At 41.4% G+C, this 15,922-nt stretch carries 13 protein-coding genes; 9 read left to right on the top strand and 4 right to left on the bottom strand.

The features are described from left to right. The first annotated feature begins 268 nt into the window (after nucleotides 1–268). The 3 genes from BAE31_RS08235 (at nucleotide 269) to uvrA (ending at nucleotide 5,677) form a co-directional block, all read left to right on the top strand. Complete coding sequence (locus BAE31_RS08235; RefSeq protein ID WP_034281059.1) at nucleotides 269–514, top strand: CsbA family protein; 246 nt, start codon at nucleotides 269–271, stop codon at nucleotides 512–514. A gap of 293 nt (nucleotides 515–807) precedes the next feature. Then, entirely contained in the window at nucleotides 808–2,793 is a 1,986-nt protein-coding gene (gene uvrB / locus BAE31_RS08230) for an excinuclease ABC subunit UvrB (RefSeq protein WP_024423583.1), read from the top strand. A gap of 7 nt (nucleotides 2,794–2,800) precedes the next feature. Beyond that, complete coding sequence (gene uvrA / locus BAE31_RS08225; RefSeq protein WP_034623782.1) at nucleotides 2,801–5,677, top strand: excinuclease ABC subunit UvrA; 2,877 nt, start codon at nucleotides 2,801–2,803, stop codon at nucleotides 5,675–5,677. Between the two features lie 31 nt (nucleotides 5,678–5,708). On the opposite strand, the gene BAE31_RS08220 is transcribed toward uvrA, so the two are convergent. Next, a complete protein-coding gene (locus BAE31_RS08220; protein WP_024427654.1) occupies nucleotides 5,709–5,939 on the bottom strand; it encodes a hypothetical protein in 231 nt (76 codons plus the stop codon). A 197-nt stretch (nucleotides 5,940–6,136) separates the two neighbouring features. On the opposite strand from BAE31_RS08220, the gene BAE31_RS08215 reads away from it, so the two are divergent. From BAE31_RS08215 to BAE31_RS08195, 5 genes are all read left to right on the top strand, one after another. After that, nucleotides 6,137–6,472 (top strand): hypothetical protein, encoded by a 336-nt coding sequence (locus BAE31_RS08215; RefSeq protein ID WP_076840130.1) that lies wholly within the window; start codon nucleotides 6,137–6,139, stop codon nucleotides 6,470–6,472. Nucleotides 6,473–6,483: 11 nt separating this feature from the next. After that, nucleotides 6,484–7,575: a DUF4097 family beta strand repeat-containing protein gene (locus BAE31_RS08210; RefSeq protein WP_041107952.1), complete on the top strand. Its 1,092-nt coding sequence runs from the start codon at nucleotides 6,484–6,486 to the stop codon at nucleotides 7,573–7,575. 6 nt (nucleotides 7,576–7,581) lie between these two features. Beyond that, nucleotides 7,582–7,776, top strand: coding sequence for a PspC domain-containing protein (locus BAE31_RS08205; protein WP_024423578.1), 195 nt, complete (start codon nucleotides 7,582–7,584; stop codon nucleotides 7,774–7,776). Next, nucleotides 7,777–8,163 carry a phage holin family protein gene (locus BAE31_RS08200; protein ID WP_024423577.1) on the top strand — a complete coding sequence of 129 codons (387 nt, stop codon included), beginning with the start codon at nucleotides 7,777–7,779 and terminating at the stop codon, nucleotides 8,161–8,163. A gap of 94 nt (nucleotides 8,164–8,257) precedes the next feature. Further along, nucleotides 8,258–12,112 (top strand): lamin tail domain-containing metallophosphoesterase family protein, encoded by a 3,855-nt coding sequence (locus tag BAE31_RS08195; RefSeq protein WP_076840128.1) that lies wholly within the window; start codon nucleotides 8,258–8,260, stop codon nucleotides 12,110–12,112. Nucleotides 12,113–12,142: 30 nt separating this feature from the next. On the opposite strand, the gene BAE31_RS08190 is transcribed toward BAE31_RS08195, so the two are convergent. From BAE31_RS08190 to nagA, 3 genes are read right to left on the bottom strand one after another with little or no spacing between them, the layout of a single operon-like run. Then, a complete protein-coding gene (locus tag BAE31_RS08190; RefSeq protein WP_075621704.1) occupies nucleotides 12,143–12,868 on the bottom strand; it encodes a GntR family transcriptional regulator in 726 nt (241 codons plus the stop codon). A gap of 18 nt (nucleotides 12,869–12,886) precedes the next feature. Then, complete coding sequence (nagB, locus tag BAE31_RS08185) at nucleotides 12,887–13,612, bottom strand: glucosamine-6-phosphate deaminase (protein WP_076840126.1); 726 nt, start codon at nucleotides 13,610–13,612, stop codon at nucleotides 12,887–12,889. Continuing rightward, a complete protein-coding gene (gene nagA / locus BAE31_RS08180) occupies nucleotides 13,612–14,802 on the bottom strand; it encodes an N-acetylglucosamine-6-phosphate deacetylase (RefSeq protein ID WP_076840125.1) in 1,191 nt (396 codons plus the stop codon). Before nagA ends, nagB begins: the two co-directional genes overlap by 1 nt. A 177-nt stretch (nucleotides 14,803–14,979) precedes the next feature. Between nagA and hprK the strand changes: the two genes are divergently transcribed. Further along, nucleotides 14,980–15,912 carry an HPr(Ser) kinase/phosphatase gene (gene hprK, locus BAE31_RS08175; RefSeq protein ID WP_024423572.1) on the top strand — a complete coding sequence of 311 codons (933 nt, stop codon included), beginning with the start codon at nucleotides 14,980–14,982 and terminating at the stop codon, nucleotides 15,910–15,912. Nucleotides 15,913–15,922: the final 10 nt, after the last annotated feature.

Here is a 15,922-nt window from a genome sequence, read left to right as displayed (position 1 = left end):
TATCCAAATAGCCAATGGTTTGTATGTCTCTCTATTTTTCAAAATGATAGTGCGCACTATCATTTTAATCATAGGATTGATTGGATGTTATTGTCAAAGACGGAAAGACCTATCTTTACAAAGGGGACAATCTCACTAATTTCCTTCTATTTCTAAAACAAAAGTCTCCGAACATGAAGAAAAAAGGCGAAATTGAAAACTGTGAATTGTTCAATATGCCAATCTTTACTATAATCAAGGAAGTAGACCATGAAGAGGGAGGGTTTTTGTGATTACAAAAGCCATATTTGCACTAGTTTTTCCTTTCCTGCTCGTTATTTTATTTTCAAAGGTTACTTACAATCATTACGTGGGCATTGCGTTAACAGCAGCGCTTTTATTTGCTTCGTACATGAAGGGCTATACAGAAACCTACTTTATTGTGGGATTAGATATTATTTCTTTAGTAGCTGGGGCTTTGTTTATGGCTAAGAAAGAAATCGAAAAAAGAGAAAAAGCTGAAAAAAATCAATGATGTCACCGCCATCAAGAGCATGATGGCTGAAAACTGACATGTTTTAAACAAGAGCTGTGCTTACGATTTCTAGTAAGCGCAGCTTTCTTTTTCTGCTCATCGAATATCTCACTCCAAAATGTTCCATACTGAAAGGAAGGTTTTATTAAGAGGGTTATTTGCCATGGGAGAGAGGGTATGACTGTATTGGAAATAAAAATCAAGTAAGAGCCGAACTTTAGTTCGTATTTTTGTGTTCTTTTATGATAATATATTCATTAGATAGATTTCGTAAACGAAACGGAGGCTTTGATGTGAGTGACCGCTTTGAATTAGTTTCTAACTATCAGCCCCAAGGAGATCAGCCAAAGGCGATTGAAAAGCTTGTTGAGGGGATCCATCAGGGGAAACAGCATCAAACGCTGTTAGGTGCTACAGGTACGGGAAAGACCTTTACTGTCTCCAACCTGATCAAAGAAGTGAACAAACCGACACTTGTCATTGCGCATAATAAGACACTTGCCGGTCAGTTATACAGCGAATTCAAGGAATTTTTCCCGAATAACGCTGTTGAATATTTTGTGAGTTACTATGATTATTATCAGCCAGAGGCATATGTACCTCAGACCGATACATTTATTGAAAAGGATGCCAGCATTAATGATGAGATTGATAAGCTGAGACACTCGGCTACGTCCTCGTTATTTGAGAGAAGAGATGTCATCATCATTGCCAGTGTGTCCTGTATTTATGGCTTAGGTTCGCCAGAGGAATACAGAGAGCTTGTGCTGTCTTTGCGTACTGAAATGGAGATTGAACGCAATCAGCTTCTTCGTAAGCTGGTGGATATTCAGTATTCTCGTAATGATATAGATTTTCAGCGCGGAACCTTCCGAGTCAGAGGAGACGTTGTTGAGATTTTTCCTGCTTCACGAGATGAGCATTGTATCAGAGTGGAGTTTTTCGGTGATGAAATTGAACGTATTCGTGAAGTGGATGCGCTGACTGGAGAAATACTTGGTGATCGTGATCATGTGGCGATTTTCCCAGCATCTCACTTCGTCACAAGAGAAGAAAAAATGGAAAAGGCAATTATTAATATTGAACAAGAGCTTGAAGAACAGCTTGAAAAGCTTCGTGAAAATGGAAAATTGCTTGAAGCGCAGCGCCTTGAGCAGCGGACAAGATATGACCTTGAGATGATGAGAGAGATGGGCTTTTGTTCAGGAATCGAGAACTATTCAAGACATCTGACCTTGCGTCCTCCTGGTTCAACACCGTACACACTGCTTGATTATTTCCCAGATGATTTTATGATTGTTGTCGATGAGTCGCATGTGACGATTCCGCAAATCCGCGCCATGTACAACGGGGACCAAGCTAGAAAGCAAGTGTTGGTTGATCACGGATTCCGCCTGCCATCAGCACTTGATAACAGACCGCTCACCTTTGATGAGTTTGAAAAGCATATCAATCATATTGTGCATGTATCAGCAACGCCTGGTCCATACGAGCTTGAGAAAACACCAGAGGTTGTGGAACAAATTATCCGTCCAACAGGATTACTTGATCCAATCATTGAAGTCCGTCCGATTGAAGGACAAATTGATGACTTAATTGGAGAAATTCATGCACGAGTTGAGAAAAATGAGCGTGTGCTTGTGACCACACTGACGAAGAAAATGTCTGAGGATCTCACAGATTACTTAAAAGAAATCGGAATCAAGGTGAATTACCTGCATTCAGAGATTAAGACCCTTGAGCGGATTGAGATTATCCGTGATCTGCGTCTCGGTAAATATGATGTGCTTGTTGGAATCAACCTTCTTCGTGAAGGACTGGATATTCCAGAGGTGTCGCTCGTGGCCATTTTAGATGCGGATAAAGAAGGCTTTTTGCGCTCTGAAAGATCCCTTATCCAGACGATTGGCCGTGCAGCGAGAAATGCAGAAGGCCGGGTCATTATGTATGCAGACAATATGACGAAATCGATGGACATTGCTATTCAAGAAACGAAGCGAAGACGAGAACAGCAAGAAGCATATAACGAGAAATTCGGGATTACACCGCAAACGATCCATAAGAAAATTCGAGATGTCATTAAGGCAACAAAGATACATGAGGATTCAGAAGAATACGAAACAAAAGCAGCACCAAAGCTGTCGAAAATGAGCAAAAAAGAACGAGAAAAAGTGATCGAAAAAGTCGAGATGGAAATGAAAGATGCAGCAAAAGCGCTTGATTTTGAAAAAGCAGCAGAATTAAGAGATTTATTGCTAGAGCTAAAAGCGGAAGGATGATTGCCTGATGGCTATGGAACGAATAGAGGTGAAAGGTGCTAGAGCCCACAACCTTAAAAATATTGATGTCAATATCCCGCGTGACCAGCTAGTGGTCATTACGGGATTATCTGGTTCAGGAAAATCGTCGCTTGCCTTTGATACGATTTATGCAGAAGGTCAGCGCAGATACGTTGAATCTCTTTCAGCGTATGCACGCCAATTTCTTGGGCAAATGGATAAACCGGATGTAGATGCCATTGAAGGTCTTTCTCCGGCGATTAGTATTGACCAGAAAACGACGAGCCGAAACCCTAGATCAACAGTTGGTACTGTCACTGAAATTTATGATTACTTGCGTCTCTTGTATGCTCGTGTCGGAAAACCTATTTGTCCTATACATGGAATTGAAATTACGTCACAAACGATTGAGCAGATGACAGATCGTATTTTAGAATATCCTGAAAGAACGAAATTACAAGTGCTTGCACCAGTTGTATCCGGCCGCAAAGGAACACATGTGAAAGTGCTTGATCAAATTCGGAAGCAGGGCTATGTACGAGTGAGAGTCGATGGAGAGATGGAGGATCTTTCAGAAGATATCGAGCTTGAAAAGAACAAGAAGCATTCCATTGAAGTAGTCATTGATCGAATTGTCGTGAAGGAAGGCGTTGCTGCTCGGCTGTCTGACTCCCTTGAAACGGCGCTGCGGCTGGGCGAAGGCCGAGTGATGATTGATGTGATTGGACAAGAAGAGCTGTTATTCAGCGAACATCATGCTTGTCCGCACTGCGGGTTCTCTATTGGTGAACTTGAGCCGAGAATGTTTTCATTTAATAGTCCTTTTGGTGCCTGCCCGAGCTGTGATGGGCTCGGTTCAAAACTGGAAGTGGACCCTGAGCTTGTCATTCCTAATAAGGATCTGACTTTACGGCAGCATGCCATTGCACCATGGGAGCCGCAAAGCTCGCAATACTATCCGCAGCTTCTTGAGGCTGTTTGTACACATTACGGCATTGACATGGACATTCCAGTGAAAGATATCCCATCGCATTTATTTGATAAAATTTTATATGGAAGCGGATCTGAACGGATTTATTTTAAATATGAAAATGATTTTGGTCAGGTACGTGAAAATGAAATTGAGTTTGAAGGTGTTCTTCGTAATATTGAACGGCGTTATAAAGAAACCAGCTCTGATTATATTCGTGAACAAATGGAAAAATATATGGCCAATCAGCCATGTCCGACATGTAAAGGATATCGTCTCAAAAAAGAAACGCTGGCGGTTCTCATCAATGGCAAGCATATCGGAGAAATCACCGATTTGTCTGTCTCTGATGCCCTTGATTTCTATGAAAAAATCGAGTTGTCTGAGAAAGATTTGCAGATTGCCCAGCTCATTTTGCGTGAAATCAAAGAGCGCTTGTCTTTCTTAAATAATGTGGGATTAGATTATCTGAATTTGAGCCGGTCGGCCGGGACACTATCAGGCGGAGAGGCGCAGCGGATTCGCCTGGCGACTCAAATCGGGTCAAGGTTGACAGGTGTTCTTTATATATTAGATGAACCATCTATTGGTCTGCATCAGCGCGATAATGACCGGTTGATCGGGACGTTGAAAAACATGCGTGACATCGGGAACACACTAATTGTCGTCGAGCATGATGAAGATACCATGCTAGCCGCTGATTATTTAATAGATATTGGACCTGGAGCAGGAGTTCATGGGGGAGAAGTGATTTCAGCTGGAACGCCAGAAGAAGTCATGAAGGACCCGAAATCCTTAACAGGACAATATTTATCTGGCGAGAAATTTATTCCGTTGCCAATTGAGAGAAGAAAGCCTGATGGCCGCTATATTGAGATAAAAGGTGCAAAAGAAAACAACTTGAAAAACGTGAATGCGAAGTTTCCTCTGGGCGTCTTTACAGCTGTGACCGGAGTATCCGGCTCAGGAAAAAGTACGCTTGTGAATGAAATTCTATTAAAATCACTTTCACAAAAATTGCACAGAGCGAAGGCGAAGCCAGGGCAGCACAAAGAAATCAAAGGAATGGATCATTTGGATAAGGTCATTGATATTGATCAATCTCCAATTGGCCGTACACCAAGATCCAACCCTGCCACGTATACAGGTGTCTTTGATGATGTGCGGGATGTGTTTGCACAAACCAACGAAGCAAAGGTACGAGGCTATAAAAAAGGCAGATTCAGCTTTAACGTCAAAGGCGGCCGCTGTGAGGCGTGCCGCGGGGATGGCATCATTAAAATTGAAATGCACTTTTTGCCAGATGTGTATGTGCCTTGTGAAGTGTGTCACGGGAAACGTTATAACCGCGAAACACTCGAGGTCACATATAAAGGGAAAAACATTGCTGATGTGCTTGAAATGACTGTGGAGGACGCACTCCAATTTTTCGAGAATATCCCAAAAATTAAGCGGAAGCTTCAAACGATTTATGATGTGGGGCTTGGATACATTACACTTGGACAACCTGCAACGACATTGTCCGGAGGAGAGGCGCAGCGCGTGAAATTGGCATCTGAGCTTCACCGCCGTTCAAACGGAAGGTCCCTTTATATTTTGGACGAGCCGACAACAGGACTGCATGTGGATGATATTGCCCGTTTATTAAAGGTGCTTCAGCGTTTGGTTGAAAACGGAGATACGGTGTTGGTCATTGAGCACAACCTTGATATTATCAAGGCTGCTGATTATCTCGTTGATCTTGGACCAGAAGGTGGTGCAGGCGGCGGAACGATCATTGCCTCTGGCACTCCTGAGCACATTGCAAAAGAAGAAGCATCTTATACAGGCCAATACTTGAAGCCTATTTTAGAGCGTGACCGTAAACGCATGAAACAACTGGTTAAAGAAACGGAAAGTGTGACTTCTTCATAAAGAAAACCCCTCGATAAGAGGGGTTTTTCTTTTACTGCACATCTTCCTTCGGCATTAAATTACTGAGGTGCGTTAAATCCTTTAAAATATGGGTGCTGCTGCTGTCGAGCAGTACCTTTAAATAACGGATATCACCATACTTTGGATGAGACGGATGAATGGTCTCAAGCTCCTTGATCATATCGCTGTTCATGCTTTTCTGTTTCTGTATAAGGTCTAAAAGCGTTTGAGCCGTATGTTTTGAATTATGATGATCTGTCAAAATAATTACCCCCTATAATGATAATCACCATCTTTTCAACATATTTTAAAGGGTAATCTGTGAAGAATCTACTCTTAGGTGCAAAAAGAAATAATTTGTGTCTAAGGTCATATGTAAATCGAATGATTTTGAAACTTTTTATACGCAATAAACGTATGAGTTAGAAAGGGATTTTCGTTATGAAGGAGCGAATATATATGAATAGAGATCAGTCGATTATTGCTTCTATTTGTTATTTTAGTGTATTATTTATGCCGTTTATCGTACCGATCGTGGCGTTTTTTGTAGTAGATCAAAAGGAAACGAAGCGGCACGCATTGCGGGCATTATGGTCACATCTTTTGCCGGTCGCAGCGTGCATTCTGTTGATTTTTGGGTCTATCCCATTTTTATTGAAGACACAGGCAGGTGACTCGCTCATTCCAGTCATGACGGTGTTCATCTTGTCTTTTTTAGTAGTCATTGGCTTTTTGATCTCTGTCATTTGGAATATCATTCAAGGGATTAAAGTACTTCAATCCATCAAATCTTAGGGGGGCTTTGTATGAATGAAAAAGAACGAATTTTAAAATTAGTAGAAGACGGAGTATTATCAGCAAAAGAAGCAATTACGCTGCTGGAAAAACTAGAAGAAGGTCAGTCAGTCTCATTAGAAAAGTCTACGGCTGATCACAGCTTTCATGAAGAAAAAGCTGGAGCAGAGAGCAAAGGAAACGGCACCGAGAATCTTGGGGCAAAGCTGTTTGGCTGGTTAGACTCTGCGGTGAAAAAGGTAAAAGACGTGGATCTTGATTTGAACTTTGGACAGTCCGTTGATGTTGAGCATATTTTTCAGTTCAAGGACGCATCGCTTTCCCATTTAGATATTCAATTGGCGAACGGCAGCCTCAACGTGATGCCTTGGGACGATCGAGATATTCGAGCAGAGTGTCATGCGAAAATTTACCGTGCAGAGGATGGAGAGCAGGCAAGACAGCAATTTCTCAATCAATTGGACTGCGGGCTTGAAGGAGATAAATTTTTTATTCGAACCGAAAAGAAGACGATGAAAGTCAATGTTACATTATACGTACCGCGTATCCAATACGATAAGATCAAGGTCAAGCTGTTTAATGGACCGATTCGCGGGGAAAAGCTAAAGACAAAAGAACTTGCCGCAAAAACGACAAATGGTGTTGTCTCTTTTGCTTCGTTACAAGCAGAAAAAGTCGGAATAGAAACAGCAAACGGACAAATCAAACTGGCAGATCACGAGTGTGGTATGATTGAAGTAGAAACCATCAATGGGCTCATAGACCTGCGCGGGAAAAGTGAATCAATTGATGCTCAAAGCTTTAATGGAAATATTGCTGTTCAGCTGTCAGATGAAAAGTGCCGTTCCATCTATGCGAAAACGACAACAGGCAGTGTGGACGTTCAGGTTCCGCGTGCATGTGCAGTGACCGCTGAGCTGAAAAGCAATCTTGGGTCTATCTCTCATGATTTACTTGATGCAGAGATGATTAAAGAAAAAAATGAAACATTACAAAAAGAGAAAATGATCAAAGCCAATCAACAAGCGGTGCACAGTATATCCATTTTTGCAGAAACAAAAACAGGCTCAATACAAGTAAAGCACCAATCAGACAAGGAGTGATTCTACATGAAGAAACTTTATCGTTCAGCAACAGATAAAAAAATAGCGGGTGTTGTTGGTGGACTTGCGGAATATTTAAGTGTGGATGCATCCCTGCTTCGCATTTTAACCGTCATCATCGGATTTTTGACAGCATTTATGCCGATCTTCCTGATCTACTTCATCTGGTATTTTGTTGTTCCGGAAGAAGGCACTAAATAAATGCTTAGATGGATCGTCAGTATATTAGTAAATGCATTACTTTTAATCGTCATTGCTGGATATTTTGATTCGGGCATTCTGCCTGGGCTCGGGAGCGTGTATATTGAAGGTTTTGGCGCAGCCATTGTGGCAAGTATCATTTTGTCCTTGCTCAATATTTTAGTGAAGCCGTTTTTGATCATTTTAACGCTTCCAGTGACCGTTCTTTCACTAGGATTGTTCTTATTTGTCATCAATGCGATTACACTCATGATGACATCGAGCTTTATGGGAGATAGCTTTAACATTGATGGATTCGGAACGGCCATTTGGATGGCTGTCATTTTATCCATTTTCCATCTGTTGATACAAAAAGGAATTGTAGAGCCGTTAGCGAAAAAAAGCTAACGGTTTTTTTGTGCAAATTTTCATCGTTTCTCCGTTCCATCTGACATAAAAACGACCTTCAGGAGACACAATATCCGAAGGGAGGCGGTGCAAGATGGTGAACGTGAGCAGACAAATCATGCTTTTATTTGTTTTTATCATTCTTTTTTGTTTCAGTCAGCCTGCTTCAGCAGGACCTTTTCTTCAAACAGAAGTGAATGTACCGGACAAGCCTTTTTCGCCTTTTATCTTTGACCAATTTCATGTGGACGTCCGCCCGGTTCTAGGAAAAAGCCATGATCTACAGTTTCGTGCGTCCATTAGTGACCAAGAACAGATTTTGTCTGCGAACTTGTATTATAAACAAAGTGATGAACTGGGGTACCGCTTGATTCCAATGGAACGGCTGCCAGGGATGAAGCCAGAATTTACAGCGAAAATTCCGCCAGATCAATTATGGAATCCAACCGTTCGTTACTATACAGAGTTCCTTACGCAAAAATCAGTCATCAAAACGGCAGAGAAATCGGTTCATTTAAATGGATTTGAAGAAGATCTTTCACATATTCCGGACTTATTCATCACAGAAATTGTCGTCAATTCAAAAAACCGAAAAGGCAAAGATGCTTTTGAGTTTATCGAAGTGTATAACACGACACATGCGCCTATCTCTCTTAAACATTATCAGCTCCGCTACCGCAATCCTGCACAGGGCATTGAAATGGATGATGTATATTCCTTTCACACAAATCCAGTCATCATTTCACCTGGAAAACCTTATGTATTCTGGCTGAGAAAAAAAGGGCAGGAGCATTTAACGACAGCGGACTTTAATGCCATGTACAAAAGCCAATTAAAAGAGGGCGAGCATCTATCCATTATCGAGAGTAAAGGGCTGTCCAACTCTAAATCTCGTCTTGTTTCGATCACAACAAATATAGGTGAAGAGATTTCTTCTGCTGCATTTCGTTTGAAGCCATCATGGTTTAGCGAGCATAAATCCTTGCTGTTTAAGTATCCAATGGATGGTACGACGCAGACGAAGCTGATTTCGAAAATTGAGGAAGAACCCACTCCAGGTAAAGTGCTAAAAGCACAAATTCCATCTGAAAAAAAGGAAATTTCTCAAGATATCCATAAACCTGTGATTGAAGATATGACGGTAAGAAAACCGGTGAAACCAACTGAAAGTGTAGAGATTAAAGCAGATGTCCAAGATGATCAGGCCGTAAAAACCGTCAAGCTGCGCTATCGAACGAATCGAAAAGATCCGTTTAAGGAAATACTGCTGCAAAAAGACCATAATGACCGGTTATTTCATCATATTATTTATTCACCTGAGTTGATTGGGAAAGAACAATTGGAATATCAGCTTGAAGCGTCAGACGGCGAAAATGAAGCCAAGACGTTGAAAAAAACGATTGATGTGGAGCAGGTCAGCAAAGCCCACGGTCTACGATTCAATGTAGAAGAGGGAGATACGGTATCAGGTTTATTTTCATTAAAGGCAACGTCTGATCAGAAAAAAAGCATCGAATTGCGGATAGATGGAAAACGGAATCAGCAAGTATCCTCTGCCCTTGAAGCAGATCCATATATCGCATTTGATGTCAAAGGAACAAATTTATATTTTAAAAATGGTGTGTCTATAGGTAGGCGTTTACTTTCTATTTTTGATGATTCGACAAAAGTGTACCGTACCTATACAATGCCAATACCCGAAGAAGAGATAAAAAAGGCAGGTCTCCAAACGATCTCTTTCCACGCTGGCACAAAGTCTTCTCCGATGGACCGGCTGCCTGGAGAGAATCATGATGATTTTGAATTGAAAAACGTCAGGATGATCTTATCAAATGGAACACAAATTCCGCCAATCAATGCGAAGCCGCTAAAAGAATGGAGAATGGGAGACAGCGGGAACGCAAAAAAGGTGAGAACGTTTCAATTTGAGATTCCAAAAGAGGCGTATGTCTCAACCTATATAAAGTGGGACACAAAAAGGCTGAAAGAAGGGCCGCACCTGATTGAGGCCAAAACCTCAGACGAGCACGCTTCAGTACGTGTAAAAGTTGATAACACTGGGCCGAGAATTAAGACCAACGTACAAGCAAAGGATCAATATAAAGGCGCCTTTACATTAAAAGCAAAAGTAACGGATCGCTGGAGTGACATAGAGGAGTTGAAGGCATATGTAGATGGCAAACCAGTTTCTTTGCCATATCAGACGTCCTCTAGTGAATTAAAGCCTGGGAAGCACACGTTTACGATCAAAGCAAAAGACGTAGCTGGTAACATGTCGACGTTAAAAAAAGAGTTCAAGACGGTACATGAGCATCCTGAAACACCAGAGCGGGTGGCAGATAAGACAAAAATGAAATCATCAAAACAAACTGTGCTAACCAAGGATCCAACGAATGATAAGTTAGATTACTCTTTTTATCGTGCCTATCAATATACATCGCTGCATCCTTCAATGAAGATTTTTAAGTATGCAGCAGAGACAGAACCGCCTAAGAGTTATCTCCAAAAAGGAGAAATGATTTTTTCTGATCAAGAAAGGAACCGTATTGCATTTGTTGATGGGAAGTCAGTTGAAACGAAGGATTTACAGCGTTTTCCTTATCATCGTTTTCAAATTAAGGTTCATCATGATGTACGTGAAAAGGATGTCGTCGAAGCTGTATGGAAAGGGAGTTCATTGTCAGGGAGAAAGGTGACAATGTACGCGTGGAATCACCAGCAGGAAAAGTGGGATAAAATCACTCATCACTTTGCCAAGGATCAAAAGGAATTTTACCTGAAAGGGCTGCTGTCAGTGAGACAGTACATGAAGAATCAAACGTTTGATTTGCTAGTACAGGATGAAATCAGCAAATCGCAAAAGCCATATAAGATGGTATGGATGTCTGACACTCAATATTATGCAAAGAGCTATCCTCATATCTTTAAACAAATGGTCGAATGGATCAGAGATCAAAGGGAAAAATTAAACATTCAATATGTGTTCCATACAGGCGATATTGTGGATGATTCAAAGGATAAGCAATGGCACCGTGCTGATACATTTATGCGTGTATTGGATCAGAATCACATTCCCTATGGGGTTTTAGCAGGAAATCATGATGTTAGGCACAAGGACGGTTTATATGCGGAATATGGGAAATATTTCGGGGAAAAACGCTTTGCGGATAAGCCTTACTATGGTGAATCCTATCGAAACAATAAAGGTCATTATGATCTCATCTCTGCCGGCGGCAATGATTATATGATGGTGTACATGGGCTGGGGGATTAAGCAAGATGAAATTGATTGGTTAAACCGTGTAATTTCTGAGCATCCAGATCGTATTGTCATTTTAAATTTCCATGAGTATTTGTTAGTGAGCGGCAACCGGAGCCCGATTGGCGACCTCATCTTCCACCAAGTGGTGAAACGCCATCCTAATATTGTGGCCGTATTTAGCGGCCATTACCATGGAGCAAGCAGGAAAGTAGATGAGCTTGATGATGACCATGATGGAAAAGTCGACAGGAAAGTATATCAAATACTCGCCGATTATCAGTCAGGACCTGAAGGTGGTCAAGGGTTTATGAGGGTCATAACAGCCGATCAAGAAAAAAATCAACTTCATTTTACGACATACTCTCCTTACTTGAATCAAGAGCATTTTTATGATCCTAAAACGTATGGAGATCAGGATGAATTTTCAATCGATGTAGATTTGACACCGAAAATGAAATCTGTCAAAACCAATTATTTTGAACTCAATGTGTATACGAATGTTCTTCTAGGAGAAGCGCGCGGCGTAAAAAGCGGCAAAAAAGCAAGCTTTGAGTGGAAGGGCTTAAAGCCAAATGAAGATTATTATTGGTACACTGTAGCAAAAGATCGTTTTCAAGGAAAAGCCATTTCACCAATATGGAAAATTCATACAAAAGATGATGACGAAACAAAATTTCTTAGGAAATAAAAAAACAGTGCTCCGTTTCAGGGGCACTGTTTATCTTTCCATTGTATGAATGAGCTTGTAACGATCCCCTCTATAAACGGAAACAACATACTCAAATGGAATGTCTTGTTGAAAAAAAGTCGTTCTTGTTATGGACAGCACAGGGTCTCCTGCTAGAATAGAGAGCAAGTGTGCTTCTTCCTTTGAGGCAACATTGGCTTCAAGCTCCTGTTTGGCATGAGCAATGACATGGCCAGTGTGAGTTTCTATATATTCATATAAAGAGCCAGTTAAATGTTCCTTTGTTAAATCTCCTGCAAATCTTTCCGGTATATAGCTCGTTTCAATCGCCATCGGTTCATCATTTGCAAGGCGTATGCGTTTTAGTTCAAATACAGCATCACTATTAGACAGCTGTAAGACTGGCAGCAAGTGCTCTGGACATGCGGTTTTTTTAAAGTCAATCAGCTGGCTTGATGCTTTGAGCCCTCGCTGGCGCATATCCTCTGAAAAGCTTGTTAAGCCTTGAAGCGGCTGTTCAAATTTTTTTCGGCTAACAAAGGTGCCTTTTCCTTTTTGTCGATACAAATATCCTTCGTTCACAAGATTCGATAAGGCTTGTCTGACAGTCATTCGACTAATACCAAAGCGTTCGGCATATTCTCTTTCAGAAGGAATGAGTGTATCAGGTGCTAATGTTCCATCCTCAATCTGCTTTTTCAAGTGCTCCATAATCTGATGGTACATCGGAATAGGTGACTGCTTATCAATAAACATGTGAAAATCCTCTCGTTTTTAGCGTAGTGATCCAGCTTCTCGATCAATCAAAACCGTTACATCTTCATGAAGTTTCAATGCAGACGCTGGGAAGTCCGGATGAATCTCTGCCTGTTCTAAATATTGTATCACTTTCGCTTTTGATTTTCCCGAAGCAAGAAGGAGAATCTTTTTACTTGAAAGAATGCTCGCGATTCCCATTGTGATGGCATGTGTAGGTACCTCATCAATAGAAGAAAAGTATCTTGCGTTAGCCTGTCTCGTGTTTTCATCTAACTGCACGACATGAGTCTTTGAGTTGAAAGGGGTACCTGGTTCGTTAAAACCGATATGCCCATTTTGACCGATTCCAAGGAGCTGAAGATCGATGCCGCCTACATCCTCAATGAGCTGGTCATATCTTAAGCATTCCTTTTCTAAATGAGCTGCATTGCCATTTGGAAGAAAATATTGATCGTGAGGGAGATCAATATGGTCAAATAAATGACGTTTCATGTAGGTCATATAACTATTTTCGTGTTCTGGATTGAGTCCTGCATATTCATCTAAATTGATTGTTTTTGTTTGCTTGAAAGACAGTTGATTCGCTTGATGAAGTTGAATTAACTCTTTGTAAGTTTCAATAGGTGTACCGCCCGTTGCTAGGCCGAGTACGGCATCGGGTTTAGCAGCTATTGTCCTTGAAATAACGGCAGCTGCTTCTTTTCCTAATTGATCTTTGCTTTCAAATTCGATGATGTTCATTAGTGGTTGGCCTCCTTTTTTTCAAAGACGATTTGTCCACGGCAGATCGTCATCATCAGTTCACCAGATTCATCCCATATCACCAAATCTGCTAGTTTTCCAACTTCGATGGAACCGAGCTGTTGATCAAGTTCCAGTTGAGCGGCTGCATTGGTTGAGGTCATCTTCGCAATCTCTGTCCACTCACAATTTGTGAGCTGTTTTATCCTTTTGACGCCGTCTTTCATTCGCAAAATCGATCCCGCAAGTGTACCATCGTCCAGCAATGCTTTTTCGCCGCTGACTGTGACCGTCTGACCGCCAAATTCGTATGTTCCATTCCCAAGCCCTTTTGCACGCATCGAGTCTGTGATCATGATTAAACGATCACTTCCTTTTGCCAAATACGCAAGCTTGATGGAAAGAGGATGAGAGTGAATCCCATCTGTGATCAGCTCAGTATGAAGATTCTCGTTCGTAAGAGCAGCACCTACAGCGTTCGGTTCACGGTGCTGAAACGAACTTATTGCGTTATAAAGGTGCGTTACATGGCGTGCACCATGCTTAGCTGCTAAATTGATCATGTCATGATGGGCATTCGTATGTCCAATAGAAGGGATGATGTTCTTTTCCTGTAATAGAGAAAGAAATGCAAAATCTCTGTCTTCCTCAGGCGCAAACGTGACAATTCGAATGAGTTGATCAGAAGCATCCAGCCATTTTTTAAAAAGCGGGATGTCCGGCTGTTTAATCCATTGAACAGGCTGTGCCCCTGCCTTATCTTTAGAAATAAATGGACCTTCTAGGTGGATTCCTATACATTGTGCCTGACTTCCTGCTTGTTCTTCATTACTTTGTTTCCACTGAGCGACATTTTTAAGTGCCCGCTCAATCTCATGATGGTTTTGTGTGATGGTTGTCGCTAAAAAACTTGTCGTTCCTTCGGACGGAAGGTTGTCAGCGAGTGTATTCATTGCTTCTGCTGTCGCATCCATCATGTCTGCACCATATCCGCCATGGATGTGAATATCAATCATTCCAGGGAGTAAATAAAAGTTTTCCCGGGAAATATATACTTTTTCATAATTTCCTGTCGGTGGTGATGTTGAAATATAGTCAATCTTGCCATCGCGTAAACCGACAAAACCGTTTTCAATGATCTTTGTCTTTGTCACAATATGAATATTGGAGAGCAATAAAGAACCGCTCATGTTTGAGCCCCCTTATTCGTTATCTTTCATTTAAGTTTACTCTTTTTAAGTATAGTTGTCTATACCAGTTAGGGTGGTGAAACAGGAACAGGATAAAATACTGTTTTGGGTTCATCATTGAAAGTGATAAAATAGAGCTGTATTTCTGAATCGCCTGTGATAAAAGGAGGAAGAAACGTGCCGAAAGTTCGTACGAAGGACATAATGGAACAATTTCATCTTGAACTGGTAAGTGGGGAAGAAGGGATTAATCGTCCCATTACAATCAGTGATCTTTCCAGACCAGGTATTGAAATGGCTGGTTATTTTACATATTACCCAAAAGAAAGAGTTCAACTTTTAGGGAAAACAGAGCTTTCTTTTTTTGAACAGCTCCCAGAACGCGAACGAAAGCAGAGAATGATGTCTCTTTGTACAGATATTACCCCTGCCATTATTTTGTCACGCGATCGTGATGTCCCGAAGGAATTAATCGAAGCATCAAATGAAAATGGCGTGCCCGTTTTACGATCTAGCCTAAAAACGACAAGACTTTCGAGTCGATTGACCAACTTTTTAGAAAGTAAGCTTGCACCAACGACTGCCATTCATGGTGTGCTCGTAGATGTATATGGTGTAGGTGTGTTGTTAATTGGGAAAAGCGGAGTAGGAAAAAGTGAAACAGCCTTAGAATTAGTGAAGAGGGGACATCGGCTGGTCGCAGACGATTGCGTTGAAATCCGTCAAGAGGATCAGGATACGTTAGTCGGAAGTGCACCAGAGCTGATTGAACATCTTTTAGAAATCCGCGGGTTAGGCATTATTAATGTGATGACCTTATTTGGAGCAGGCGCTGTCAGAAGCTATAAGAGAATTACGATTGTAATGAACCTTGAGCTTTGGGAACAAGGCAAACAGTATGATCGTTTAGGACTTGAAGAAGAGAAAATGCGAATCATCGATACTGATGTGCCGAAGCTGACGATCCCTGTGCGGCCAGGTCGAAACTTAGCGGTCATCATTGAGGTGGCTGCGATGAACTTCAGGCTGAAACGTATGGGACATAATGCAGCAGAACAATTTACAAGTAAACTTGCCGATGTCATTGAAGACAATGGCCAAGATGAATAGGAGTTGACTA

The sequence above is a fragment of the Bacillus sp. I-2 genome (genome assembly GCF_001974945.1).
GTDB classification, from domain to species: domain Bacteria; phylum Bacillota; class Bacilli; order Bacillales; family Bacillaceae; genus Bacillus; species Bacillus safensis.
This window is presented reverse-complemented; position numbering and strand designations above follow the sequence as displayed.

What these genes read in the sequence shown, in the direction of transcription:
- uvrA (WP_034623782.1), top strand. Translation starts at nt 2,801, where the DNA reads ATGGCTATGGAACGAATAGAGGTGAAAGGTGCTAGAGCCCACAACCTT.
- BAE31_RS08215 (WP_076840130.1), top strand. Translation starts at nt 6,137, where the DNA reads ATGAATAGAGATCAGTCGATTATTGCTTCTATTTGTTATTTTAGTGTA.
- BAE31_RS08210 (WP_041107952.1), top strand. Translation starts at nt 6,484, where the DNA reads ATGAATGAAAAAGAACGAATTTTAAAATTAGTAGAAGACGGAGTATTA.
- BAE31_RS08205 (WP_024423578.1), top strand. Translation starts at nt 7,582, where the DNA reads ATGAAGAAACTTTATCGTTCAGCAACAGATAAAAAAATAGCGGGTGTT.
- BAE31_RS08200 (WP_024423577.1), top strand. Translation starts at nt 7,777, where the DNA reads ATGCTTAGATGGATCGTCAGTATATTAGTAAATGCATTACTTTTAATC.
- BAE31_RS08195 (WP_076840128.1), top strand. Translation starts at nt 8,258, where the DNA reads ATGGTGAACGTGAGCAGACAAATCATGCTTTTATTTGTTTTTATCATT.
- BAE31_RS08190 (WP_075621704.1), bottom strand. Translation starts at nt 12,868, where the DNA reads ATGTTTATTGATAAGCAGTCACCTATTCCGATGTACCATCAGATTATG.
- nagB (WP_076840126.1), bottom strand. Translation starts at nt 13,612, where the DNA reads ATGAACATCATCGAATTTGAAAGCAAAGATCAATTAGGAAAAGAAGCA.
- nagA (WP_076840125.1), bottom strand. Translation starts at nt 14,802, where the DNA reads ATGAGCGGTTCTTTATTGCTCTCCAATATTCATATTGTGACAAAGACA.